The organism is Kitasatospora sp. NPDC094015, from assembly GCF_040304075.1.
Lineage (GTDB): Bacteria > Actinomycetota > Actinomycetes > Streptomycetales > Streptomycetaceae > Kitasatospora.
This window is the reverse complement of record NZ_JBEOUL010000046.1, coordinates 17,795-41,261: the sequence shown is the minus strand read 5'-3', so window position 1 is coordinate 41,261 and position 23,467 is coordinate 17,795. Positions and strand designations below refer to the sequence as shown.

Genomic DNA, 23,467 nt, shown 5'->3' with positions numbered 1-23,467 from the left:
AATAGGGCGGTCCCGCGCACTGCGTCCTCGCTAGTGTCTTACTTTAAAGGAATCTCCAACCGGTCAGTGATGACCGGCCGGGGATGTCAACATATCTGGCGTTGACTTTTGGCACGCTGTTGAGTTCTCAAGGAACGGACACTTCCTTCGGACCGCCTTTCAGCGGGCCCTCCGGGCGCTTCGTTCTTTCGTGTTCTCAGCTTATCAGATGTTTCCCGGCCGTTTTACCGGCTTTCGTTTCTCCGAATTCCCGCTGAGGGGATTTCCTTCGACTTCGCAGAGAAGCTTATCAAAGCTTCTGAGTGCTCAGACTCGGGGGTTTTTCGCTTTGCCGGCCAACATCCGAGTGGATGTGATGCCCAGGCTTGGCGGTGTCGTAGACACTACGCCTGGCTCCCACCGTTGTCCAGCGGGACCCAACCGTTCAAATCTACTAGCCGACCGGTGCCGCGTCAACGGTTCCGGAGGGATGATCATGACCCTACCAGCTCCTGGGATCAGGCTGCGACGGGCTGGAGGTCGGCCAGGTCCGACTCCTCCAGGTCGCCGAACTCCCCGCGGGAGGCCACCCGTCGGCCCAGGACCAGGGCGTAGACCAGGAACAGGACCTCCGCCAGGACGCCGATGCCGACCCGGGCCCAGGTCGGTAGGCCGGACGGGGTGACGAAGGCTTCGAGGATGCCGGAGACCAGCAGGACGGCGGTGAGGCCGAGCGCCATGCCGATGGTGGCGCGGCCCTCCTCCGCGATCGCGGTCGCGCGGGTGCGCGGGCCGGGACTGATGATCGTCCAGCCCAGGCGCAGGCCCATTCCGGCGGCGACGAAGACCGCGGTGAGTTCGAGCAGGCCGTGCGGGATGAGCAGGCCGAGGAAGAGGTCGAGCCGGCCGGCGGCCGCCATCAGGCCGATGCCGACGCCGAGGTTGACCACGTTGCTGATCAGGACCGGGATGATCGGAATGCCGAGCAGGACCCCGTAGACCAGGCACTGGGCGGCGATCCAGGCGTTGTTCGTCCAGACCTGGGCGGCGAAGGCGCCCGCCGGGTGCTCCGAGTAATAGGCCTCGGCCTGGCCGCCGGGCTTGGTGAGGTCCTGGAACGCCTCGGGGGTGGCGATGCTGTCCCGGACCTCGGGGTGGGTGCCGACCCACCAGGCGATCACCACGGTGAGGGCGAGCGAGAGCAGCGCAATCGGTATCCACCAGTACCGCGCCCGGTACAGGGCGGAGGGGAAGCTGACCGCGAAGAAGCGGCCCACGTCGCGCCAGGAGGAGGTGCGGGCGCCGGTGACGGCGCCGCGCCCGCGCGCGACCAGGGTGGTCAGCCGGCCTTCGAGGACCGGATCCGGGACGGTGGCCTGGACCTGGGCGAGGTGGCTGGTGGCCCGCTGGTAGAGGGCGATCAGCTCGTCCGCCTCCTCGCCGCTGAGTCGGCGCCGCCTGCTCAAGGTCTCCAGACGCTGCCACTCGGCCTGGTGAGTGGCGACGAAGACGTCCAGGTCCATGCGGCTCGCTCCAGGGCTGCGGGGTGACGGCGGGTGGGGCACCGCGGGCGGGGCGCGCCCTGGCCCGGGTGCGCCTAGCTTGCCAGAGGCGGCGGGCGGCCCGGCAGCCGCTACCGGCACTGATCGTCGGGGCGGGGATCCAGTCTTCCGGCCGACCGACCGCCCCCGTACTGTTTGCCGCTGATGCACTGCGGGGGCTGGGCCGTCCGGCTGCCACGAACGAGCGGGTGGGTGTTGTGAGCGACCTGGTGACAGGTGAGGCGGTCGTCCTCGGGCTGCGGGCGGCGAAGCTGCCCAGCCGGGCGCTGGCCCGGATGATCGACGCGCTGATCCAGTTCGTCGGCTGGATCGTCACCACCATGGTGGCCATAGCGGTGGCGGGCGACGCCGACGAGGCCGCGATGGCCGCGATCATGCTGTCGATCGTCGTGTTCTACTTGGCCGTCCTGCCGATCCTGATCGAGACGCTCTCCAAGGGCCGCTCGGTCGGCAAGCTGGCGCTGGGACTGCGTGCGGTGCGGACCGACGGCGGGCCGGTGCGGTTCCGCCACGCGCTGGTGCGCGGTCTGGTCGGGGTGGTCGAATTCTCGCTGGCCGGCGCTCCCGCGGTGATCACCTCGCTGATCTCCACGGAGGGCAAGCGGCTCGGCGACATCTTCGCGGGCACCCTGGTGGTCCGGGAGCGGCTGCCGGCCGGGGCGCTCGGCCACGGCGCCGTCCCGCCGGTGCCGCCGCAGGTGCTGCACATGCTGGGGAACGACCTGGTGGCGATGGATCTCTCCGCCGTCCCGGAGTCGCTCTGGCTGGCGATCCGCCAGTTCCTCGGCCGACTCGACCAGCTCGACCCCGCGGTCTCCGCCGGGATGGCGCAGCGACTGTCGGCCGACCTCTCCGGGCACATCGGGCGCCCGGCGCCGTACGGGCTGATGCCGGCGATGTACCTGGGTGCGGTGCTGACCGAGCGTCAGCGCCGGGAGTGGGCCCGGGCCACCGCCGCGACCGGTCCCGCTGCGTGGGGTGCCGCGCCCGCCGGGCAGCCGCTCCCGCCGCAGGCGTACCTGCAGCAACAGCAGCACCAGCCGCCCACGCCGCCTGCCTCCGCCGCACCCGTCCCCGCGCCGGAAGCCGCACCCGCAGCCGCACCGGCCCCCGCACCCGCGCTCACGAAGTCACCCGGGACGGCACCCGCCGCCCAGGAGCCGAGCTCCGGCGGCTTCGCTCCCCCGGCCTGAGCCCCGCACCCGCCGGCCGCCGGCCGTCAGCCGTCAGCCGTCAGCCGTCAGCCGCCGAACTGCGCCGGCCACGCGTTGGGCGGCGACTCCAGCTCCTCCAGCTCGATGCCGGGCGCGGCCAGCACCACGTCGCCCGCCAGGTGCACCACGGCCTGCTCGCCGGTGGCGAGGTCGGCGACCTGGTAGCGCTCCACCAGCAGCGGCCCGCTGTCGGTCTCGTGCGTCTCGACCGCCTCCAACTGCCAGCCCTGGTCGACGGTGTGCGGTGCGAGCACCGGGTCGGTGAGCCGGACCAGCCGGATCCGCGCGTTGCCGCCGGGCGCGAGCCGCAGCAGCCGGGCGGTGGCGATCAGGAAGGCGGGCGAGCTGCCGGTGAAGGCGTGCGCCCGGTCGTGGCCCTCGACGGCCTGCGCGCCGCCGGGGTCGGCGGCGTCGGTACGGACCCAGGCGACCCCGTCGACCGCGCCGCCCCGCACCTGCCAGCCGCCGGCGCGCAGCTCCAGCCGCAGCGGCCGGCTGCGGGAGTCGAGGGTGAGGTCGGTGGTGCCGAGCGTGTCGCCGTCCGGGCCGTAGGTCTTGGACACGTAGCGCCAGCCCGCCGGGCCCGGGGCGCAGCTGAACCGTTCCTCGCCCAGTAGGACGTGGTCGTGGGTGTCGTGGAGCGAGTAGCGGCCGTTGGGCATGGCCCGAAGCCTACGCGGGCAGCGCCGCCCGGCGTCCCGGGCGGGCGTCAGCCGGACATGCCGGTGGCCGGCACCCCCGCGCGGGGGTGCCGGCCACCGGTCGGGCACGGATCAGTAGCGGTACTGGTCCGCCTTGTACGGGCCCTCGACCGCGACGCCGATGTAGTCGGCCTGCTCCTGGGTCAGGGTGGTGAGCCTGACGCCCAGCGCGTCCAGGTGGAGGCGGGCGACCTTCTCGTCCAGGTGCTTGGGCAGCACGTACACGCCGACCGGGTACTGCTCGGTCTTGGTGAACAGCTCGATCTGCGCGATGGTCTGGTTCGCGAAGGAGTTGGACATCACGAACGACGGGTGGCCGGTCGCGTTGCCCAGGTTCAGCAGGCGGCCCTCGGAGAGGACGATGATGGTGCGGCCGTCCTCCTTGCGCCACTCGTGGACCTGCGGCTTGACCTCGGTCTTCACCACGCCGGGGAGCTTGGCGAGGCCGGCCATGTCGATCTCGTTGTCGAAGTGGCCGATGTTGCCGACGATCGCCTGGTGCTTCATCCGGGCCATGTGGGAGGCCATGATGATGTCCTTGTTGCCGGTCGTGGTGATGAAGATGTCGGCGCTCTCCACCACGTCCTCCAGGGTGGCGACCTGGTAGCCGTCCATCGCGGCCTGCAGCGCGCAGATCGGGTCGATCTCGGTGACGATGACCCGGGCGCCCTGGCCGCGCAGCGACTCGGCGCAGCCCTTGCCCACGTCGCCGTAGCCGGCCACGACGGCGACCTTGCCGCCGATCAGGACGTCGGTGGCGCGGTTGATGCCGTCGATCAGCGAGTGGCGGCAGCCGTACTTGTTGTCGAACTTCGACTTGGTCACCGAGTCGTTGACGTTGATGGCCGGGAACAGCAGCTTGCCGTCGCGGTGCATCTCGTACAGGCGGTGGACACCGGTGGTGGTCTCCTCCGTCACGCCCTTGATGGTGGCGGCGATCTCGGTCCACTTGGCGGGCGAGTCGGTCAGGGTGCGGTTGAGCACCTCGAGGATGAGGCGGTACTCCTCGTTGTCCGCGGTGGACGGGTCCGGGGCCTCGCCGGCCTTCTCGAACTCGACGCCCTTGTGGATCAGGAGGGTGGCGTCACCGCCGTCGTCCAGGATCATGTTCGGGGTCTGGCCGTTCGGCCAGGTCAGCGCCTGCTCGGTGCACCACCAGTACTCCTCCAGGGTCTCGCCCTTCCAGGCGAAGACCGGGACGCCGGCCGGGTTCTCCGGGGTGCCCTCGGGGCCGACCGCGATGGCGGCGGCGGCGTGGTCCTGGGTGGAGAAGATGTTGCAGGAGCACCAGCGGACCTCGGCACCGAGCGCGGTGAGCGTCTCGATCAGCACCGCGGTCTGCACGGTCATGTGCAGCGAGCCGGTGATCCGGGCGCCGGCCAGCGGCTGGGAGGCCGCGTACTCCTTGCGGATCGACATCAGGCCGGGCATCTCGTGCTCGGCGAGCTGGATCTCCTTGCGGCCGAACGGGGCCAGGGAGAGGTCGGCGACCTTGAAGTCACCGGTGGGGTTCGACGACATGCGGGGGGCTCCTCGCTGCGGTGGGCCTGGGAACGGGTGTGCTGAGCTGCAGAGCGGCCGCGGGTGTGGCCCTCTGCTGCGGCACAATCCGTCGGAGGACCTCTCTCCCTCGACCCGCGCGCCGGCGCGGCCCGACCGCCATCAGCAGCGACGTTTGGCTCTGCCGACGAATCTACACCGACCGGGCGGTGCGCCGGGGCGCACACACCCGTTCCGGTCACGGGCCGGCCGGAGCCGGTTCAGTGCGCCGCGGGGCCGGGACCGCCGGGGGTGGCCTCCGGATCGGGGCCGGCGGCGGCCTTCTCCGCGCTGTAGATGTCAGGCTCCAGGTAGATCGCCCGGGCGATCGGAACGGCCCGCCGGACCCGGGCCTCGGCCAGGTCGATGGCCTCGGCGATCTGGGCGGCGCTGTCCTCGGCGTTGACCCCGATCTTGGCGGCCACCAGCAGTTCCTCGGGGCCGACGTGCAGGGTGCGCATGTGGATGACGCCGGTGACCGAGTCGTGGTCGACCAGGGCGTCCCGGATCTCGGCCACCACCTCCTGGTGGGCGGACTCGCCGACCAGCAGGGACTTGGTCTCCACGGCCAGCACGATCGCGATCACCACCAGCAGGATGCCGATCGCCAGGGTGCCGATGCCGTCCCAGACGCCGTTCCCGGTGATCACGGTCAGGCCGACGCCGAGCAGCGCGAGCGCCAGGCCGATCAGCGCGCCGGTGTCCTCCAGCAGCACCACCGGCAGCTCGGGGGCCTTGGCGCGGCGGATGTAGGCGGTCCAGGCGTGGGTGCCCTTGTCCTTGACGGCCTCGCGGTAGGCGGTCAGGAAGGACCAGCCCTCCATCAGGATGGCGAACACCAGCACGCCCACCGGCCAGTACCAGCTGTCCAGCTCGTGCGGGTCGTGGATCTTCTCGTAGCCCTCGAAGCAGGCGAACAGGCCACCGACGCTGAACAGCACCACGGCGACCAGGAAGGCGTAGACGTACCGCTCGCGCCCGTACCCGAACGGGTGCTCGGCGTCGGCCTCGCGGGCGGCCCGCTTGCCGCCGATCAGCAGCAGCACCTGGTTCCCGGAGTCGGCCACCGAGTGGACGCCCTCGGCGAGCATCGAGGAGGAGCCGGAGAAGGCGAAGGCGACGAACTTGCCGGCCGCGATCGCCAGGTTCGCGGACAGCGCCGCGACCAGTGCCTTGGTGCCGCCTTCGGTACTCATGCTGTGGTCGGGTCCCTCCGACTGGGCCGGGGCAGTCCGGCCGTGGCTTGTCGAGCGCACATTATCCCGATCACGGGCGGCCCTTGCTCGCCCGGTCCACCGCCGGCCGGCGCACCGGCGACGGGGGCCGGCGGGGGTCGCGCGCTCCGAGAGGCAGCATCGGGTGGTCCGGGCAGAGAATCGGTTCGGGGCGGCGGGTGCCGGGCCGACCCGGTACGGCGCCGGAGCGGCGGGGACGACGCGAGGACGAGGACGGCCATGGCTGAGACCGGCGAGGCGCCGAGGACGGTGATCCTCACCGTCGATGACGATCCCGGGGTGTCCCGCGCGGTCGCCCGCGACCTGCGGCGCCGCTACGGCGGCAGCCACCGGGTGGTGCGGGCGGAGACCGCGGCGTCGGCGCTCGACGCGCTGAACGAGATGAAGCTGCGCGGCGACCTGGTGGCGGTGATCCTGGCCGACTACCGGATGCCGCAGATGAACGGCATCGAGTTCCTGGAGCAGGCGATGGACGTCTACCCCGGGGCGCGGCGGGTGCTGCTGACCGCGTACGCGGACACCGGCGCGGCGATCGACGCGATCAACGTGGTCGACCTCGACCACTACCTGCTCAAGCCGTGGGACCCGCCGGAGGAGAAGCTCTACCCGGTGGTGGACGACCTGCTGGAGACGTGGCTCGCCTCCGACCACCGGCCGGTGCCGGAGACCAAGGTGGTCGGCCACCGCTGGTCGGCGCACTCCTCCGAGGTCCGGGAGTTCCTCGCCCGCAACCAGGTGCCGTACCGCTGGTACCCCTCGGACGAGCCCGAGGGGCAGCGGCTGCTCGCGGCCGCCGGCGAGGACGGGCTGCGGCTGCCGCTGGTGATCACCCCGGACGGCGAGGCCCTGGTCGAGCCGGACGGGACGGAGCTGGCGAACCGGGTCGGCCTGGCCACCACCCCGTCGGCGGAGTTCTACGACCTGATCGTGATCGGCGGTGGCCCGGCCGGGCTCGGCGCGGCGGTCTACGGCGCCTCCGAGGGCCTGCGGACGGTGCTGGTGGAGCGCACCGCGACCGGCGGTCAGGCCGGCCAGAGCTCCCGGATCGAGAACTACCTGGGCTTCCCGGACGGCGTCTCGGGGGCGCAGCTGACCGAGCGGGCCCGGCGCCAGGCCGCCCGGTTCGGCGCCGAGATGCTGACCGCCCGGGAGGTGACCGCGCTGGAGGTGAACGGGCCGTCCCGGACGGTGCGGTTCGCGGACGGTTCCGCGATCGCCGCGCACACGGTGATCCTGGCGACCGGGGTCAGCTACCGGCAGCTGGACGCGCCGGGGGTGGCCGGGCTGACCGGCCGCGGGGTGTTCTACGGCTCGGCGCTGACCGAGGCGGCCGGCTGCGCGGGCAAGGACGTGTACATCGTGGGCGGGGCGAACTCGGCCGGTCAGGCGGCCGTGTACCTGGCCCGGGGTGCCCGCTCGGTGACCGTCCTGGTCCGGGCGGAGTCGCTGGCGCGGTCGATGTCGCACTACCTGGTGCAGCAGATCGCCGAGCTGCCGGTGATCCGGGTGCGGGCCGGCACCGAGGTGGTCGAGGCGCACGGCGAGGACCACCTGAAGCAGATCACCCTGCGGGACACCGCCACCGGCCGCACCGAGCGGGTGGACGCCCAGTGGCTGTTCGTGTTCATCGGCGCCGCGCCGCTGACGGACTGGCTGGAGGGCGTGGTGACCCGCGACGGCCGGGGCTTCGTGCTGGCCGGGCCGGATCTGGCACCGGGCGGCCGCCCGCCGGCGTCCTGGCCGCTGGACCGGGCCCCGTACCACCTGGAGACCAACGTCCCCGGGGTGTTCGTGGCCGGTGACGCGCGCTCGGAGTCGGCCAAGCGGGTCGCGTCGGCGGTCGGTGAGGGCGCGATGGCCGTGATGCTGGTGCACCGGTACCTGGAGAGGCTGTGAGACCCGTGAGCCCGACACCCCCCGGCTGCAGCCCCGAGGAGCTGCGCACGCTGTTCCTGTTCGAGCACCTGACCCCCGAGCAGCTGGACTGGCTGTGCCGGGAGGGGCGGGTGCAGGAGATCCCCACCGGCCCGGTGTACGCCGAGGGCGCCCCCGCGACCTGCTTCTACGTCCTGCTGGAAGGTTCGATCGTGCTGTCCCGGCGGGTCGGCGCGGACGACATCGAGGTGACCCGGACCTCCCAGCGCGGCGTGTACGCGGGCGCGTTCCGGGCGTACCTGAGCGACCGGCTGCCGCAGGTGTACAGCAGTTCGCTGCGGGCCACGGTGCCGTCGCGGTTCTTCGTGCTGTCCTCCGAGACGTTCGCGCGGCTGATGCGGGAGTGGTTCCCGATGGCGGTCCACCTGCTGGAGGGGCTGCTGCTCGGCGCGCAGGTGACCCAGGAGGCGGTCGGACGGCGCGAGCGGCTGCTCGCCCTCGGGTCGCTGTCGGCGGGGCTGACCCACGAGCTCAACAACCCGGCGGCCGCCGCGCTGCGGGCCACCGCGGCGCTGCGCGAGCGGGTCGCCGGGATGCGGCACAAGCTGGGCGCGCTCGCCACCGGCTCGCACCCGCTGGCGGGCATGGAGGAGCTGATCACCCTCCAGGAGGATGCGGCGGAGCAGGCCGCGGCCGCCAAGGCCGTCAGCCTCGCCCCGCTGGAGGCCGCGGACCGCGAGGACGCCGTGGACGACTGGCTGGACGGGCGGGGCGTCACCGACGGCTGGCAGCTGGGGCCGACCTTCGTCCAGGCGGGCCTGGACACCGCCTGGCTCGACCGGGTCGAGGCCGCGGTCGGCGCGGCCAAGCTGGAGGGCGCGCTGCGCTGGCTGCACTACACGGTCGAGACCGAGCTGCTGATGAACGAGATCGAGGACTCCACCAGCCGGATCTCGGTGCTGGTCGGCGCGGCCAAGCAGTACTCGCAGCTGGACCGGGCGCCGCACCGGGTGGTCGACGTGCACGAGCTGCTGGACAGCACGCTGCTGATGCTCGCCGGCAAGATCCCGGCGGGGGTGGCGGTGGTCCGCGAGTACGACCTGACGCTGCCGCGCATCCCGGCCTACCCCGGGGAGCTGAACCAGGTCTGGACGAACCTGATCGACAACGCGCTCGCCGCGATGGCCGGCTCGGGCACCCTGACCGTGCGCACCGCGCGCGACCACGAACAGGTGCTGGTCGAGTTCCGTGACACCGGGCCCGGCGTGCCGGAGGAGATCCGGGAACGGATCTTCGAGCCGTTCTTCACCACCAAGCCGGTCGGCGAGGGCACCGGGCTCGGCCTCGACATCTCCTGGCGGATCGTGGTCAACAAGCACCACGGCGACCTCCGGGTGGAGTCCGAGCCGGGCGACACCCGCTTCCGGGTGACGCTCCCGCTCGGCGAGGGCGCGCCGGACGGCGATCCGGCCGCCGGCGGGGAGGCCGCGGACGAGGGCGAGGGCGACCGGAACGCCCGGGCGGCCGTCTGAGCGGGACCGGGCGGCCCGAGGCGGCCCGAGGCGGCCGACCGACGGTCCGTCAGCCGGAGGCCTGGCTCGCCAGGCCCAGGTAGACGGCGGCGAAGTCGGTGAGCCCGACCAGCTCGGCCAGCGCCTGCAACGGGTCCTCGAAGGAGGAGGTGTACTCGGTCAGCCGGACCTCGTGGGCATCGGCCAGTCGGCGGGCCCGGGCCACGCTGTGGCCGGCCTCGTTCAGCTCCTCCACTCCGGGGGTGTGTCGCAGCAGCACCACCTGGAGCTGGAGCGTCTCGGGCTCCTCGACCCGGTCCCGGAAGAAGTCGTCCGGGTCCGCCCCGGCGCCCAGCCGTCCGACGAACATGCCGCGGTGCGCGGTGAGCACCGCTGGCAGCCGCCCGGGCAGCGCCGGCAGCCCGGCCCGGTCGGCCAGCACGGCCGCGAACCGACCGGCTGCCGCGGCGGTCATCGGCCCGGCCGCCCACACCAGCGGGACGGTGCCGGACAGCTGGGCCGCCAGCGCCTTGGCCGGGTTGGTGTACGCCTGGGCGTCCGGCCGGCAGCGCACCGCGACCTCGTCCAGCCGGTCGGCGGCGGCCGCCACCGCGCCGGGTGACAGCTGGGTGACCCCGGTCTTCTCGGCCAGCGCGAGCATCGGCGCCAGGAAGGCCCAGAGCGCGGCCGGGTCCTCGGCGGGCAGGTCCGGCTCGTCGGCCCGCGCCGGCTCGTCGTCCTCGACGGCGCTCGGGGCGAACGGCAGCGGCAGGGCGCGGACCTGCAGGGCCGCCTCGGCCAGCGGGCTGCTCTCCGGGGAGATCACGGCGATCGCGCAGCCGCGGCCGTAGGCCTGCTCGGCGAGCGAGACCAGGCCGCCCTCGATGCCCTGGGCGGAAGCCAGCACGACCAGGTCCATCGGCCCGACCCAGCCGGGCAGCTGCCAGCCGAGCCCCGCGGTGAAGACCGGGCCGGCCGGCCGGGACTCGGTGGGCGCGAGCGGGAGCACCTGGCAGTTGGGCACCGCGAGCGCGGCGAGCATCGCGCCGGCGTTCAGCGCGCTGCCGCTGCCCGCGACCACCACCGTCCGCGGGCGCCCCTCGGGGCGCAGCCCCGCCAGGCCGGCCGCATCGGCGAGCCGGGCGGCGATCCTGACCCGGGCGCCGGCGCCGGCCAGCGCGAGCAGGGCGTGCTGCCGGTCGGCACGCAGCAGGGCGGCCGGGTCGTCGAGCAGGGAGTCGTCGAGCATGCGGCTGGCCTCCAGCGGTGACCGGACGGGATGTCAGGAGGGGCGGCGGGCCTCGTCCAGGAGCAGCACCGGGATGCCGTCGCGGACCGGGTACACCAGGCCGCAGGTCTCCCCGGTGCAGCGCAGCTCGTGGTCCTCGCCCTGGACCTGCTCGGTCAGCGGGGCGTGGCACTGCGGGCAGACCAGGATCTCCAGCAGGGAGGACGGCAGGCTCATGGCGTAGGGCTCCAGCTTCGTACGGAGGGGGCGGGTACGCGGGTGCCCCGACCGGTAGCCACACTACCGGCCGGGGCACCCGCGCAGTCAGTGCCTCGGCGATCCGTCCGCCGCCCGGGCGGCGGGGTCGGAGCGGACCGGTCGGCGCCGGTCGGGGCGGTGGGGTCAGGCCCGGACCAGCGCCAGGACGGCGTCGCGGACCTCGGCCATCCGGGTCGGGTCCTTGGCCTCGACGTTGAGGCGCAGCAGCGGCTCGGTGTTGGAGGCGCGCAGGTTGAACCACCAGTCGGAGCCGGCCACGGTGAGGCCGTCCAGCTCGTCGACGGCGACGCCGGGCTGCTCGCCCCAGGCGGCGCGGACGGCCTCGGTGCTGGCGCGCTGGTCGGCGACGGTCGAGTTGATCTCGCCGGAGGCCGCGTAGCGGTCGTAACGGGCGGTCAGCTCGGAGAGGGTGCCGTCCTGGCCGCCGAGGGCGGCGAGCACGTGCAGCGCCGCGAGCATGCCGGTGTCGGCCCGCCAGAAGTCGCGGAAGTAGTAGTGCGCCGAGTGCTCGCCGCCGAAGATCGCGTCGGTGCGGGCCATCTCCTGCTTGATGAACGAGTGGCCGACCCGGGTGCGGACCGGCTCGGCGCCGAGCTCCTCGACCACCTCGGCGACCGTCCACGAGGTGATCAGGTTGTGGATCACGGTCGGCCGGTCCTCGCCGGCGGCCCGGGCCCGGGCGATCTCGCGGGCGGCGACCAGGGCGGTGATCGCGGACGGCGAGACGGGCTCGCCGCGCTCGTCCACCACGAAGCAGCGGTCGGCGTCGCCGTCGAAGGCCAGGCCGATGTCGGCGCCGGCCTTGACCACCTCGGCCTGCAGGTCGACCAGGTTCTTCGGGTCGAGCGGGTTGGCCTCGTGGTTGGGGAAGGTGCCGTCCAGCTCGAAGTACATCGGCACCAGGTCGAGCGGCAGGCCGTCGAAGACGGTGGGCACGGTGTGGCCGCCCATGCCGTTGCCGGCGTCCACCACGACCTTGAGGGGGCGGATGGCGGTCAGGTCGACCAGCGAGCGCAGGTGCGCGGAGTAGCCGGCCAGGCTGTCCTGGCTGCTCAGGGTGCCGGGGGTGGCGTCCGAGGCGGGGACGGTGACGGCGCCGTCGGCGTCCAGCCAGGACTCCACCAGCTCGCGGATCTCGTCCAGGCCGGTGTCCTGGCCGACCGGGGCCGCGCCCGCCCGGCAGAGCTTGATGCCGTTGTACTCGGCCGGGTTGTGGCTGGCCGTGAACATCGCGCCGGGCAGGTCCAGGCTGCCGCTGGCGTAGTACAGCTGGTCGGTGGAGCACAGGCCGATCTCGACCACGTCCGCGCCCTGCGCGGCGGCGCCCTCGGCGAAGGCCCGGGTCAGGCCCGGGGAGGAGGGGCGCATGTCGTGGCCGACCACGACGGCCGAGGCGCCCACCACCGTGACGAACGCCGCGCCGAACGCACGGGCCAGGGACTCGTCCCACTGGTCCGGCACCACGCCCCGGACGTCGTAGGCCTTCACAAGCTGCTTGAGGTCCCGCACCTGGCTGCTCCCGATGTGTGTCTGCTCGGACGAAAGGGCAGCGTACCCGCAGCAGGTGGGGGCCAGGTGACACCGGGTGCGCGGGCGGGTGACGCCACGGCCCCGGGGGGGGTCAGCTGTCGGGCGAGCGCAGCACCCGCAGGTGGCCGCGGCGGCCGGACTCGCCGGGGTCGCCGTCGCCGGGGCGGCCCGGACGGGGTGTGCGGTCCTGCGGGCGCTCCTGCGGGCGGGCGGCCTCGCGGACGGCGTTGGCGAGCGCCTCCAGGTCGTCGCTGCTGCGGCGCAGCGGGCTGACGTCGGCGGCGAGCCTGACCACCTCCCAGCCGCGCGGTGCGGTGAGCCGCTCGGCGTGCTCGGCGCACAGGTCGTAGCAGTGCGGCTCGGCGTAGGTGGCGAGCGGTCCGAGGACGGCGGTGGAGTCCGCGTAGACGTACGTCAGCGTCGCGACGGCCGGACGGCCGCACGCGGTCCGCGAACAACGACGTACAGAGCTCACGAGGGTGGACGGTACCGCACTCCTGACCAGGCCGCGAAGACCCGCCCCCGCTCCGGCCGGTGTGTCGCCGTCACGCGGGGTGTCGGAATGGTCCACTTCCGAGCAGCCAAGGGCTACGCTCGACTCTGATATGGACAGCTCCGCACCCCAGCCTCCGGCGTCCCCGGCCGGACCACCACGCCGTTCCCGGCACCGTGATCGGCACGGCCGCGGCCTGCGCGGGCCGCTGGCCCCGCCGCAGGTGCCGATCTCGCTGACCCGCTCCGAGCTCTTCGACGACTACGTGCGCGAGTCGGTGGAGCGGCTGGAGCGGCGGTGGCCGCAACTCCAGGAGGTCGAGTTCGCGGTCCTGGAGGTGCCCGTCCCTGCGGAGGGTGAGCGGGAGCCGGAGACGGTACCGCTCGGGCGGGTGATTCCGGCCGCGCCCGGGCGGCGCAGCCGGATCGTGGTCTACCGCCGTCCGGTGGAGATCCGGATGAAGGCGCGCGAGGACCGGGCCGCGCTGGTGCACGAGATCCTGATCGAGCAGGTGGCCGAGCTGCTCGGCCTCTCCCCGGACGCGATCGATCCGCGCTACGGCGAGGAGTGAGGCGGGGCGCGCGACGGCCCGCCGCCCGGGTGGGCGGCGGGCCGTCGCCGCTCAGCGCAGCAGTACCCCGGGGTCGCCCTCGGTGTGCGGCAGCCGGACGGTGCTGTGGTCGTCCGCCAGCGACTGGATGGTGAACATCTGCACGTCCTTGGTCGGGACGGTGAGCATCCGGGCCGCCATCACCGGGCCGCCGGAGACGGTCTCCACGGTCAGGCCGTAGACGCCGTTCAGGCCCTCCGGGTCGGGAAGGTCCAGGGCGACCGTGGCGCCGGCCGGCACGGTCAGGTCCTTGCTCACCGGGTTGCCGCCGCCGCTGCCGGCCGAGGAGGTGACCTTGACCTTGGCCTCGGCGTCGCCGCCGGAGGTGAGGATCAGCTGGCTCTGGCCACCGCCGCGGTTGTCCGCGAGGGAGGCACGGGTGCCGACCGGGGCCGCCCCGGCCAGCCAGGCGGCGTCCGACTTGCCGTTCTTGGCGCGGTCGACCCGCACGCCGGCCACCACCGGGGTGGGGTGGGCCGGGTCGCTCGGGGTGAGCCGGATCGCGCCGACCTCGCCGCGGGTGACCTGGCCGAGGTCGACGGCGGTCACCATGCCGGCCTTGACGTGCAGGGTCTCGTGGTCGACCGGGGTGAACCAGCCGTTCTTGCCGGAGATCTGGACCTTCAGGTCGGCGTCGTCCTGGCCGGGCGCGGCGACCACCAGCCGGGTCGCCGAGGCGTCGGCCGGCAGCCCGGGGATCACCACGTCGGGGGCGGGGGCAACGGAGGGCTGGAGCCAGTCCGCGCCCTTGCCGCTCTCCACGGCGTGCAGGCCGGCGCCGACCCGGCCGCTGCGCACCCGCACCTGCACCGTCAGGTCGTCGACGCCGGGGGCGAGCGAGCTCAGCCGCAGCGCGTCGGAGGTGCCGGGGGCGACCGCGATGCCGTTGGCCGCGTCGTTGTCGATCGGGCCCTTGGGGCCGTACAGCTTGAGGTCGACCACCGCGGGGCCGGCTTCGGCGTTGACCAGGCTGACGTAGTCGACCCGGCCCTGGAGGGTGCTCGCGCCGGAGAACCAGAAGCTGGTGCCGGACGGGGCGCAGCCGACCCCGGACAGGCCGATCGCCTGCGGGTCGGTGACGGTGGTGACCTGGGAGGCCGTGAAGCCGGGGGCGAGGGCGCCGGTGGCCACCGCGACGGTGCCGGGGGCGAGGTCGCCGTTGGCGGCCGGCCCGGTGGCCGGGGCGCCGGGCTTGGCCAGCGTCAGCCGGGCGGCGTCGGCGGCCGGGGCGGCGGCGCCGGACGGGTCGCCCGAGGCCGGGGCGGAGGGCGCCGGGGCGGGTGCTCCGGCGGAGCCGGCCGACTCCACGGTGACGTCGTTCAGCGCCGCCGTGCCGCCGGTCGCGGCGGCGCCCGGCGGCGTGAAGAGCGAGAGCGCGGTGCTGCCGGTGACGCCCTGGAGCGGCTGCGGGCACACCACGGAGGTGCGCTCCACCTGCGCGGTGGTGGCGCCCGCGGCGGTGCCGGCGGCGGCCGGGGTGACCGGCGGGCGGAGCTCGGCGATGCCGAACACCACGCCCAGGACGACCCCGGCGGCCAGCAGCGACCGCCCGGTGCGGCTGGCGCCGCCCAGGCCCGCGGCGGCGAACTCGGGCTTCTTCAGCGCGGGCGCCTTCAGCTTGGGCGCCTTGATGCTGGGCTTCTTCATACCGGGTCAGCTCCCCGATCCGTGGTGGTGCGGGTGACCGCCGTTGCCGTAGGGGTCGGTGCCCTCGGGGTACGCCTGCGGGTACGGCTGCGTCCCGTCGGGGGCCCAGGGCTGCTGCTCGGGCGCGTTCGGGTGGCCGGCGTACTGGTCGTAGCCGTACGGGGCGTACTGGTCGGGGTACTGCGGCTGCGCGTACGGGCCGTCCTGGCCGGGCTGCGGCGGGTACGGGCCGCCGGCCGGCTGCTGCTCGGGGTAGCCCTGGTAGCCGTAGGGGTCCTCCTGGTACCGGCCGTCCTGGTACGGGTCGCCGCCCTGGTAGGGGTCGCTGCGGTACTGGTCGGCCTGGTACGGATCGGCCTGGTACGGGTCCGCGTACTGCTCGGCCGCGGGGGTGAACTCCTGGACGGGCTCCGGCTCGCCGGTGGCCTGCGCCGGGACGCCGGGGGCGTAGACGCCACCCTCCGGCTCGCCCTCGCCCTCGCCGCGCTCGGCCATCCGGCGGGCCCGGCGGCTGCCGGGGGCGGGGGCCTGGGCCTGCACGGCGGCGGCCAGCGCCTGGGCGGCGGCGACCTCCTCGGGGAGGTCGTCGTCGTTGTGGTTGCGGCGGCCGGGCAGGGCCAGCACCAGGACGGTGAGGCCGAGCAGCAGTTGCAGCGCGATCCAGCCGGTGTGCATCAGGGTGCCGTCGCGGGTGACGTCGAGCCGGCCGCCCTCGGCGGGCAGCTCGAAGCCCTGCGCCCAGCCGTCCAGGGTGATCCGCTTCAGCGGCTTGCCGTCCAGCGTGGCCTGCCAGGCGGGGTCGGCCTGCTCGGCCAGCCGCAGCCGGCGGCCCGCCTGGCCGGCCGGCAGCTCGGTCCAGATGTCGTGGACGCCGGCGGCCAGCGGGACCGGCACGCCCTTGGGGTCGGTGACCACGGCCCGCGCCCCGGCCGCCCCGGTGACCTGCCAGAGTGCGATGCCGTTGCCCTGGTTGAGCCTGGTCAGGCCAGGGGTGGTGTCCAGGACGTCCCGGACCTTGGCGATCATCGGGTCCTTGACCTCGATGTACTCGACCCCGAAGCCGGCCAGCGCGGCCGCCTGGTCGCCGCCGGAGCCGGCCAGCAGCTGGCTGGTCAGCTTGGCGAGGTCGCCGGCGGCGCCCGCGTCCACGGTGCCCTCGGCCTGGCCCAGGGTCAGGCCGGAGCCGCGGACCAGGGCGTAGGAGACGGCGGAGGCGTCGGCGGGCCCGGCCAGCACCAGGGTGCGGGCCCGGTCGGAGGTGCTCGCCTCCTCGGCGATGAAGGCCGGGACCTGGGCCTGGGCGGTGCGGGTGAGCGGGCCGTGGGCGCCGGTGACGGCCCACCAGACGGCGGTGCCCAGGGGCGCCAGGACGGCGCTGAGGACCACCACGGCGGCGAGCGGCTGGCGCCAGCCGAAGGCGATGCCGGAGACCCGGGCGTTGGCGCCGTCGGCGCCGATGGCGGCGGCGGCCAGCAGGGCGACACCGGTGAGCAGGGTGGCCGGTCCGGCCCAGGCCGCCGCGGCGGGACCGCCGGAGGCCGGGGTGACGGCGGTGCCGGCCACCGCGACCGAGAACACCAGGCCGGCGCCGGCCGCGCCCCAGGCGGCGAGCACCGCGCGCCGCCGGTCGGCGCGCAGCAGCGCCGCCAGGGCGGCCAGCACCACGCCGACCGAGAGCCAGACCGGCGGCACGCCGGCGCCACCGGGGTTGACCAGGACCAGCCCGACGGAGGTCGCGGACGGGCCGTTGAAGCCGGCCACCCCGGCCTCCAGCAGCAGCCGCGAGGGGTGCGCGAGCACGTGCAGCGACCAGGGGGCGAGCACCAGTACGGGCGCGCCGAGGATCACCAGCACGCGCAGCCCGAGCAGCCGCAGCGCCTCGCCGCCGGAGCCGTAGGCGCCGCCGCGGGCGACCGCGAAGGCCAGCGCGGCCAGGCTCAGCGGGACGGAGATGGCCCAGGCGAGCGGGACGAAGGCGGTGCTCAGGGTGAGCATCAGGACCGTCATCCAGGTGGACCGCCAGCCGGGGCGGGCGCCCTTGGCCGCGGTCTCCCGGCGGATGCCGAGGCCGGCGCTGATCGCGGCCGCGCGGGCCAGCGGCGGCAGCAGCACGGCGAGGACGGCGGTGCCGATCCGGCCCTGGGCGAGGGCGCCGGTGGCGGCGGGCAGCAGCGCGTAGCTGGCGCTCGCCCAGGCCCGGACCATCTTGGACTCGATCAGCGGGCGGGAGACCAGGTAGGCGCTGACCGCCGCGAGCGGGATGGAGAGCACCACCAGCAGGGTCACCGCGAGGTCGGCGTGGCCGAACAGCCCCCAGGACAGCACCGAGAGCACCGCCAGGTACGGCGGCGCGGTCGCGGTGGAGCCGTTGCCGACGGGGTGCCAGGAGTCGGCGTACATCCGCCACAGCCCGCCGGCGCCGTCGGTGGCGGGCAGCAGGGCGCCGCCCTGGAGCAGCCCGGAGCCGATCAGGTCGCGGCAGGCCGCCAGGGCGAACAGCAGGAGCGCGGTGAACAGCAGCGGCGCCGGGCGCTTGACCAGCTTCTTGAGCAGGGTGAACTGCTCGACCACCAGGTCGTCGGCGTCGTCGTCGCCGGGCCCGGACTCGACCGAGCCGTGCCGGCCGGCACCCGGGTCCTCGCTGCCGCCGATGCCCAGCGAGCTGATCATCTGCTCGAGGGCGAGCCGGGCGGTGGCACCGGGGGCGGGGAAGAGGCTGCGGTCGTCGCCGGCGTCCGCCGAGCGGGTGCGCTTGCGCCGCTTGCGGGCGAGCAGCAGCCGGGGCAGCCGGATCAGTTCGTGGCCGAGGCCGGCCAGTTCGTCGAAGGCCTGCCGCGGGTCCTTGCCGACCAGGTTGGTGATCATCCGCAGCAGGGTGCCGAGCACCAGCCGCACCAGCATGTACGGGAGCAGCGCGCGGCGGGTGTTGGCGAGCAGGGTGTAGACGGCGCCGGCCTTGTCCACCCGGTGCGGGTGGTCGGGGCCGCAGTCGATGGCGCGGCGCTCGCGGCTGGCCGCCTCGGCGTGCCGCAGCACCGCGTCGGGGGCGACCACCACCCGGTGGCCGGCCGCGTTGACCCGCCAGCAGAAGTCGGTGTCGTCGCGCATCAGCGGGAGCGCCTTGTCGAAGCCGCCGAGCTCCTCGAAGACGTCCCGGCGCACCAGCATGCCGGCGGAGGAGACCGCCAGCACGGGGCGGACCTGGTCGTGCTGGCCCTGGTCCTGCTCGCGCCGGTCCAGGCCGGTCCAGCGGCGGCCGGAGCGGGCGATGGTGACGCCGACCTCCAGCAGCTGCCGGCGGTCGTACCAGCTGCGCAGCTTGGGGCCGACCACGGCGGCGGTCGGGGTGGAGTCGGCGACCTGGAGCAGCCGGCGCAGGGCGTCGGTCTGCGGCTCGCAGTCGTCGTGCAGCAGCCACAGCCACTCGACCGGGCGGGTCTCGCGCGGGCCGCCGCGGCCGAGGTCGTCCTCGTGGCCGAGCGGGTCGCCGTAGTCGTCCCAGCCGCCGGTGACCGGGTCGTAGCCGGACGGGTCGAGGCTGTACGGGAGGTCCTCGGGGCGCAGCGGCGGGCTGTTGAGGACGGCCTGGCCGACGGCGGTGCCGAAGCCGGTGCGGCGGCCGAGGACGAGCGGGCCGCTCTCCGGCAGCCAGTCGCCGAGGGTGTCCTGGAGCAGCTGCGGGGAGGTGTCGGTGGACCCGGTGTCGACGGCGAGGATGCGCTGCACCTGGCGGTCCTGGCCGAGCAGTCCGGCCAGCGCCTGCGGGAGCCAGCGGGCACCGTCGTGCGAGACGATCACGGCGGTGACGAGGTGGCGCGGGTACGCGGGCGGCCTGGCGGCGGCGAAGCCGCTCTGGTGGCTGTAGACGGTCATCGAGTGCGCGGGCCCCGGTTCCGGTGGGAGGGCGGTTGGTGTCGCAGCGCCATCCGGGGCGGGCCGTCCGGACCGATCGCGGGGTGGCGGTTGCGCAGGCCGGATGCCGGACATCCGGATGGCGCACCACACTAACGGCTCCGGATGGCCGCGTTGCCCCCGGTCCTGGTGAAGATGTGGCCGGGAATGCGGCGCGGGCACGAAGAAGCGCCCCACCGTTCAGGTGGGGCGCTGCCACGGGTGAGGGGCCCAGGACCGCCGCCCGGGGGGCCGGGCGGGGGTCAGACCGCGCTCTTCTTGAGTCGGCGGCGCTCCCGCTCGGACAGGCCGCCCCAGATGCCGAACCGCTCGTCGTTGGCGAGCGCGTACTCCAGGCACTCCGCCCGGACCTCGCAGGCGAGGCAGACCTTCTTGGCCTCGCGGGTGGAGCCGCCCTTCTCGGGGAAGAAGGACTCGGGGTCGGTCTGGGCGCACAGCGCCCGCTCCTGCCAGCCGAGTTCCTCTTCTTCCTCCTCGATGCCGTCACCGATCAAAAGCTCAAAGAGCTCGCTCATCTGGCGCGCCTCCTCTGCCCCTCTTGCTTGGCGTCCCCGTGGTGTTGCCGTTGCCTGGAGCGGCGGAACGACACGAGTGAAATTACAGTTGCGTCACTCTGGCCCAGTCAAGCCGAGCTCTGGTATTGGGCCAAGGATTCACTCCCCGGAACCAAGCTGTTACGAATAGTGTACATATCCGGACAACCCGGACATTCGTAGCAACGATTGGCGTATCGCCCCAGAACCACTCGCAGGTCGGCCCACCGTCACCGCGGACCGGAGCGCCCCCTTCATGACGGGAGGGACGCCTGTGGCCCGAGTGCGGTTGCCGGGTCACCCGGCTGCCTTCCCGGCGATCTTCACATCGAAACCTAGAGGGTGATTTATCACCCCATCCGGTGGTTCCTTCTGGATGTGACCTGAATGTCCGTCCGCTCGGGTTGACACTCCCGCCCCTCTTGCGGTCTGCTTGCTCCCATGTCAGAGTTCGCCGCCCACCGGAGCCGCCGCCAGGCCGCCCTCCGTCGTGTCGCGAGCTCGCTCCGCTGTCGCCTCTGTTCCAGCTGTATCTAGGCGCTCGCGTCCCACCGCGCGCCGCCCAGGTAAGCCAGAGGCCGCCCGCGCGACCGTCCCCCCTTCGAAGCTCCGCGGACCCGGCTGAATCCCCGCCGAACCAGCCGATCCAAGGACCATCGACGTGCGAATGCCCCGTATCCGCAAGCGCAATCGGGACCGCGCCAAGCTCTCCCGGTTCCTCCCGACCTCCCGCCCCGCCGTCGCCGGCACCATCCCGCCCGGCGCCGTCGCGCCCGCCGGCTCCCGCTGGGCCGACGGTCTGAGCGACGTCTCCATCGCCGGCGACCCGCTCGCCTTCCCGCACCTCGCGCGCACCGACCTGCCCGCGCACCCGACCACGGTGGCCGGCTACGCCCGGCTGGTCCGCGAGATCGCCGCCGACCGCGACCGCTGGGCGCCGCTGGTCCGCTACGACGCCCTCACCCGCTGGTACGCCCGGCTGGAGACCGGCCCCGGCTACGAGGTCTGGCTGCTCAGCTGGCTGCCCGGACAGAGCAGCGGCTTCCACGACCACGGCCGGTCGGCCGGCGTCATGACGGTGGTCCAGGGCGAGCTGGTCGAGCGCTCGCTGACGGACGCCGGCGAGGGCAGCCGGGTGCTGGCGGCCGGCCGGCAGCGGGTGTTCTCCTCCGGGTACCTGCACGAGGTGGTCAACGGCGCGCTGGAGCCGGCCGTCTCCATCCACCTCTACACGCCCGGCCTGGTGGAGATGAACCAGTACGGCGCCGCCGTCCTCCCCGAGCACCGGACCGAGCCGCAGCCCGCGCGCGAGGGCCGGCACCAGCCGCAGGTCTGACGGGACGCCACCGGGCCGCCTGGCAGGATGGCCCCATGCGCATCGTGGCACTGGCAGGCGGAATCGGTGGGGCGCGCTTCCTGCGCGGACTCAAGGAGGTCGTCGCCCCGGGGGACGAGATCACGGTCATCGGCAACACCGGTGACGACATCCACCTGTTCGGGCTGAAGGTCTGCCCCGACCTGGACACCGTGATGTACACCCTCGGCGGCGGCATCCACGAGGAGCAGGGCTGGGGCCGGGCCGAGGAGACCTGGTCGGTCAAGGAGGAGATGAAGGCGTACGGGGTCGGGCCGGAGTGGTTCGGCCTCGGCGACCGGGACTTCGCCACCCACATCGTGCGCACCCAGATGCTGGCCGCCGGCTACCCGCTGAGCGCCGTCACCGAGGCGCTGTGCGACCGCTGGCAGCCCGGGGTACGGCTGATCCCGATGAGCGACGACCGGGTCGAGACGCACGTCCGGATCACCGACGGCGACGGCACCCGGGCGGTCCACTTCCAGGAGTACTGGGTCCGGCTGCACGCCGCCGTGCCGGCCGAGGCGATCGTCGCGGTCGGCGCCGACACCGCCGCCCCGGCCCCCGGGGTGCTGGAGGCGATCGCCGCGGCGGACGTCGTGCTGCTGCCGCCGTCCAACCCGGTGGTGAGCATCGGCACCATCCTCGGCGTGCCGGGCATCCGCCGGGCGGTCGCCGAGACGGCGGCGCCGGTGGTCGGGCTCTCCCCGATCATCGGCGGCGCCCCCGTCCGGGGCATGGCCGACAAGGTGCTGGCCGCCGTCGGGGTCGACAGCACGGCCGAGGCGGTGGCCCGGCACTACGGGTCCGGACTGCTGGACGGCTGGCTGGTGGACACCGCCGACGAGGCCGCGGTGGCCGGCGTCGAGGCGGCCGGCATCCGCTGCCGGGCCGTCCCGCTGCTGATGACGGACGTGCCGGCCACCGCCGCGATGGCCCGGGCGGCGCTGGCGCTGGCCGAGGAGGTCCGGTCGTGATCGGCGTCCTCCCGGTGCACGGCCTGCCCGAGATCGCCGCCGGCGCCGACCTGGCCGAACTGATCGCCAAGGCCGGCGAGTTCGAGGACGGCGACATCCTGCTGGTCACCTCGAAGATCGTCAGCAAGGCCGAGGACCGGCTGCTGCGGGCCGACGACCGGGAGGCCGCGATCGACGCGGAGACCGTCCGGGTGGTCGCCCGGCGCGGCACCACCCGGATCGTGGAGAACCGCAACGGCCTGGTGATGGCCGCCGCGGGCGTCGACGCCTCCAACACCCCGCCCGGCACGGTCCTGCTGCTGCCCGAGGACCCGGACGGCTCGGCCCGCGCCCTGCGCGCCCGGCTCCAGCAGCTGACCGGCCGCCGGCTGGCCGTGCTGATCACCGACACCTTCGGCCGCCCCTGGCGCAACGGGCTCACCGACGTCGCCATCGGCGCGGCCGGCCTGCCCGTGCTGGAGGACCACCGGGGCCGCACCGACAGCCACGGCAACCAGCTGGCGATGACCGTCACCGCCACCGCCGACGAACTCGCCGCCGCCGCCGACCTTGTGAAGGGCAAGGCCACCGGCACCCCGGTCGCGGTGGTGCGCGGCCTGGCCGGCCTGGTCACCGTCGAGGACGGCGAGGGCGCCCGGGCGATGGTCCGCTCCCCCGCCGAGGACATGTTCCGGCTCGGCACCTCGGAGGCCGTCCGCGAGGCGGTGACCCTGCGCCGGACGATCCGCTCGTTCACCGCCGAGCCGGTGGACCCGGCGGCCGTCCGCCGCGCCGTGGCCGCCGCCGTCACCGCGCCCGCGCCGCACCACACCACGCCCTGGCGGTTCGTCCTGCTGGAGAGCGCCGCGGCGCGCACCGAGCTGCTGGACGCGATGCTCGCCGCCTGGCGGCGCGACCTGCACGAGCTGGACGGCTGGGACGAGGAGAAGATCGCCCGCCGGACCGCCCGCGGCGACGTGCTGCGGGACGCGCCGTACCTGGTGGTGCCCTGCCTGGTGATGGACGGCTCGCACGCCTACCCGGACCCGCGGCGGGCCGGGGCCGAGCGCGAGATGTTCACCGTGGCGATCGGCGCCGCCGTCCAGAACCTGCTGGTCACGCTGGCCGGCGAGGGCTACGGCTCGGCCTGGGTCTCGTCCACCATGTTCTGCCGCGACACCGTCCGCGCGGTGCTCGACCTGCCGGACGGCTGGGACCCGATGGGCGCCGTCGCCGTCGGCCGGCCGGCCGAGGAGCCGCGGCACCGGGCGCCGCGCGGGGCGGAACCCTTCGTCACCGTCCGCTGAGC

The 23,467-nt window shown here is 74.2% G+C and carries 18 protein-coding genes; 7 read left to right on the top strand and 11 right to left on the bottom strand.

The features are described from left to right. Positions 1 to 497: 497 nt before the first annotated feature. Positions 498 to 1,502, bottom strand: a complete 1,005-nt coding sequence (locus ABT014_RS32120; RefSeq protein WP_350642980.1) for a stage II sporulation protein M — start codon at positions 1,500 to 1,502, stop codon at positions 498 to 500. A gap of 236 nt (positions 1,503 to 1,738) precedes the next feature. On the opposite strand from ABT014_RS32120, the gene ABT014_RS32115 reads away from it, so the two are divergent. Continuing rightward, positions 1,739 to 2,734 (top strand): RDD family protein, encoded by a 996-nt coding sequence (locus ABT014_RS32115; protein WP_350642979.1) that lies wholly within the window; start codon positions 1,739 to 1,741, stop codon positions 2,732 to 2,734. Positions 2,735 to 2,781: 47 nt separating this feature from the next. Here the strand turns inward: ABT014_RS32115 and ABT014_RS32110 are convergent, their stop codons facing one another. The 3 genes from ABT014_RS32110 to ABT014_RS32100 all read right to left on the bottom strand — a co-directional run bounded on the left by ABT014_RS32110 (position 2,782) and on the right by ABT014_RS32100 (position 6,191). Further along, positions 2,782 to 3,417 (bottom strand): hypothetical protein, encoded by a 636-nt coding sequence (locus ABT014_RS32110; RefSeq protein ID WP_350642978.1) that lies wholly within the window; start codon positions 3,415 to 3,417, stop codon positions 2,782 to 2,784. A gap of 111 nt (positions 3,418 to 3,528) precedes the next feature. Beyond that, positions 3,529 to 4,977, bottom strand: a complete 1,449-nt coding sequence (gene ahcY / locus ABT014_RS32105; RefSeq protein WP_350642976.1) for an adenosylhomocysteinase — start codon at positions 4,975 to 4,977, stop codon at positions 3,529 to 3,531. A 239-nt stretch (positions 4,978 to 5,216) separates the two neighbouring features. After that, positions 5,217 to 6,191, bottom strand: a complete 975-nt coding sequence (locus ABT014_RS32100; protein WP_350642975.1) for a cation diffusion facilitator family transporter — start codon at positions 6,189 to 6,191, stop codon at positions 5,217 to 5,219. 258 nt (positions 6,192 to 6,449) lie between these two features. On the opposite strand from ABT014_RS32100, the gene ABT014_RS32095 reads away from it, so the two are divergent. After that, entirely contained in the window at positions 6,450 to 8,126 is a 1,677-nt protein-coding gene (locus ABT014_RS32095) for an NAD(P)/FAD-dependent oxidoreductase (protein WP_350642974.1), read from the top strand. A 5-nt stretch (positions 8,127 to 8,131) separates the two neighbouring features. Further along, positions 8,132 to 9,637 (top strand): ATP-binding protein, encoded by a 1,506-nt coding sequence (locus ABT014_RS32090; protein ID WP_350642973.1) that lies wholly within the window; start codon positions 8,132 to 8,134, stop codon positions 9,635 to 9,637. Between the two features lie 49 nt (positions 9,638 to 9,686). Here ABT014_RS32090 and ABT014_RS32085 read toward each other — a convergent pair whose 3' ends face one another. The 4 genes from ABT014_RS32085 to ABT014_RS32070 form a co-directional block, all read right to left on the bottom strand. Then, positions 9,687 to 10,865, bottom strand: coding sequence for an SIS domain-containing protein (locus ABT014_RS32085; protein ID WP_350642971.1), 1,179 nt, complete (start codon positions 10,863 to 10,865; stop codon positions 9,687 to 9,689). A 33-nt stretch (positions 10,866 to 10,898) separates the two neighbouring features. Next, positions 10,899 to 11,081 (bottom strand): Trm112 family protein, encoded by a 183-nt coding sequence (locus ABT014_RS32080; RefSeq protein WP_350642969.1) that lies wholly within the window; start codon positions 11,079 to 11,081, stop codon positions 10,899 to 10,901. Positions 11,082 to 11,246: 165 nt separating this feature from the next. After that, positions 11,247 to 12,632 (bottom strand): phosphomannomutase/phosphoglucomutase, encoded by a 1,386-nt coding sequence (locus tag ABT014_RS32075; RefSeq protein WP_350642967.1) that lies wholly within the window; start codon positions 12,630 to 12,632, stop codon positions 11,247 to 11,249. Between the two features lie 112 nt (positions 12,633 to 12,744). Further along, entirely contained in the window at positions 12,745 to 13,128 is a 384-nt protein-coding gene (locus ABT014_RS32070; protein WP_350642965.1) for a DUF3499 domain-containing protein, read from the bottom strand. A 130-nt stretch (positions 13,129 to 13,258) separates the two neighbouring features. On the opposite strand from ABT014_RS32070, the gene ABT014_RS32065 reads away from it, so the two are divergent. Beyond that, positions 13,259 to 13,717, top strand: a complete 459-nt coding sequence (locus ABT014_RS32065) for a metallopeptidase family protein (protein ID WP_350642963.1) — start codon at positions 13,259 to 13,261, stop codon at positions 13,715 to 13,717. A 51-nt stretch (positions 13,718 to 13,768) separates the two neighbouring features. Here ABT014_RS32065 and ABT014_RS32060 read toward each other — a convergent pair whose 3' ends face one another. The 3 genes from ABT014_RS32060 to ABT014_RS32050 all read right to left on the bottom strand — a co-directional run bounded on the left by ABT014_RS32060 (position 13,769) and on the right by ABT014_RS32050 (position 19,830). Then, the gene (locus tag ABT014_RS32060) at positions 13,769 to 15,403 is read right to left on the bottom strand and encodes a DUF5719 family protein (protein WP_350642961.1); all 1,635 of its coding nucleotides are present in this window, start codon (positions 15,401 to 15,403) and stop codon (positions 13,769 to 13,771) included. Between the two features lie 6 nt (positions 15,404 to 15,409). Further along, positions 15,410 to 19,276, bottom strand: coding sequence for a glycosyltransferase (locus tag ABT014_RS32055; protein WP_350642959.1), 3,867 nt, complete (start codon positions 19,274 to 19,276; stop codon positions 15,410 to 15,412). Between the two features lie 281 nt (positions 19,277 to 19,557). After that, on the bottom strand, positions 19,558 to 19,830 hold the full coding sequence (locus ABT014_RS32050; RefSeq protein ID WP_350642958.1) for a WhiB family transcriptional regulator: 273 nt from the start codon (positions 19,828 to 19,830) through the stop codon (positions 19,558 to 19,560). Positions 19,831 to 20,509: 679 nt separating this feature from the next. Between ABT014_RS32050 and ABT014_RS32045 the strand changes: the two genes are divergently transcribed. The 3 genes from ABT014_RS32045 to ABT014_RS32035 are packed head-to-tail and all read left to right on the top strand — an operon-like array spanning position 20,510 to position 23,465. Next, entirely contained in the window at positions 20,510 to 21,184 is a 675-nt protein-coding gene (locus tag ABT014_RS32045; protein WP_350642956.1) for a cysteine dioxygenase, read from the top strand. 35 nt (positions 21,185 to 21,219) lie between these two features. Further along, positions 21,220 to 22,179, top strand: a complete 960-nt coding sequence (gene cofD, locus ABT014_RS32040; RefSeq protein ID WP_350642954.1) for a 2-phospho-L-lactate transferase — start codon at positions 21,220 to 21,222, stop codon at positions 22,177 to 22,179. After that, positions 22,176 to 23,465 carry a coenzyme F420-0:L-glutamate ligase gene (locus tag ABT014_RS32035; protein ID WP_350642953.1) on the top strand — a complete coding sequence of 430 codons (1,290 nt, stop codon included), beginning with the start codon at positions 22,176 to 22,178 and terminating at the stop codon, positions 23,463 to 23,465. The genes cofD and ABT014_RS32035 overlap by 4 nt, the downstream gene beginning before the upstream one ends. The last annotated feature ends 2 nt before the right edge of the window (positions 23,466 to 23,467 follow it).

What these genes read in the sequence shown, in the direction of transcription:
- ABT014_RS32110 (WP_350642978.1), bottom strand. Translation starts at nt 3,417, where the DNA reads ATGCCCAACGGCCGCTACTCGCTCCACGACACCCACGACCACGTCCTA.
- ahcY (WP_350642976.1), bottom strand. Translation starts at nt 4,977, where the DNA reads ATGTCGTCGAACCCCACCGGTGACTTCAAGGTCGCCGACCTCTCCCTG.
- ABT014_RS32050 (WP_350642958.1), bottom strand. Translation starts at nt 19,830, where the DNA reads ATGAGCGAGCTCTTTGAGCTTTTGATCGGTGACGGCATCGAGGAGGAA.
- ABT014_RS32080 (WP_350642969.1), bottom strand. Translation starts at nt 11,081, where the DNA reads ATGAGCCTGCCGTCCTCCCTGCTGGAGATCCTGGTCTGCCCGCAGTGC.
- ABT014_RS32095 (WP_350642974.1), top strand. Translation starts at nt 6,450, where the DNA reads ATGGCTGAGACCGGCGAGGCGCCGAGGACGGTGATCCTCACCGTCGAT.
- ABT014_RS32085 (WP_350642971.1), bottom strand. Translation starts at nt 10,865, where the DNA reads ATGCTCGACGACTCCCTGCTCGACGACCCGGCCGCCCTGCTGCGTGCC.
- ABT014_RS32060 (WP_350642961.1), bottom strand. Translation starts at nt 15,403, where the DNA reads ATGAAGAAGCCCAGCATCAAGGCGCCCAAGCTGAAGGCGCCCGCGCTG.
- ABT014_RS32065 (WP_350642963.1), top strand. Translation starts at nt 13,259, where the DNA reads ATGGACAGCTCCGCACCCCAGCCTCCGGCGTCCCCGGCCGGACCACCA.
- ABT014_RS32120 (WP_350642980.1), bottom strand. Translation starts at nt 1,502, where the DNA reads ATGGACCTGGACGTCTTCGTCGCCACTCACCAGGCCGAGTGGCAGCGT.
- ABT014_RS32055 (WP_350642959.1), bottom strand. Translation starts at nt 19,276, where the DNA reads ATGACCGTCTACAGCCACCAGAGCGGCTTCGCCGCCGCCAGGCCGCCC.
- ABT014_RS32100 (WP_350642975.1), bottom strand. Translation starts at nt 6,191, where the DNA reads ATGAGTACCGAAGGCGGCACCAAGGCACTGGTCGCGGCGCTGTCCGCG.
- cofD (WP_350642954.1), top strand. Translation starts at nt 21,220, where the DNA reads ATGCGCATCGTGGCACTGGCAGGCGGAATCGGTGGGGCGCGCTTCCTG.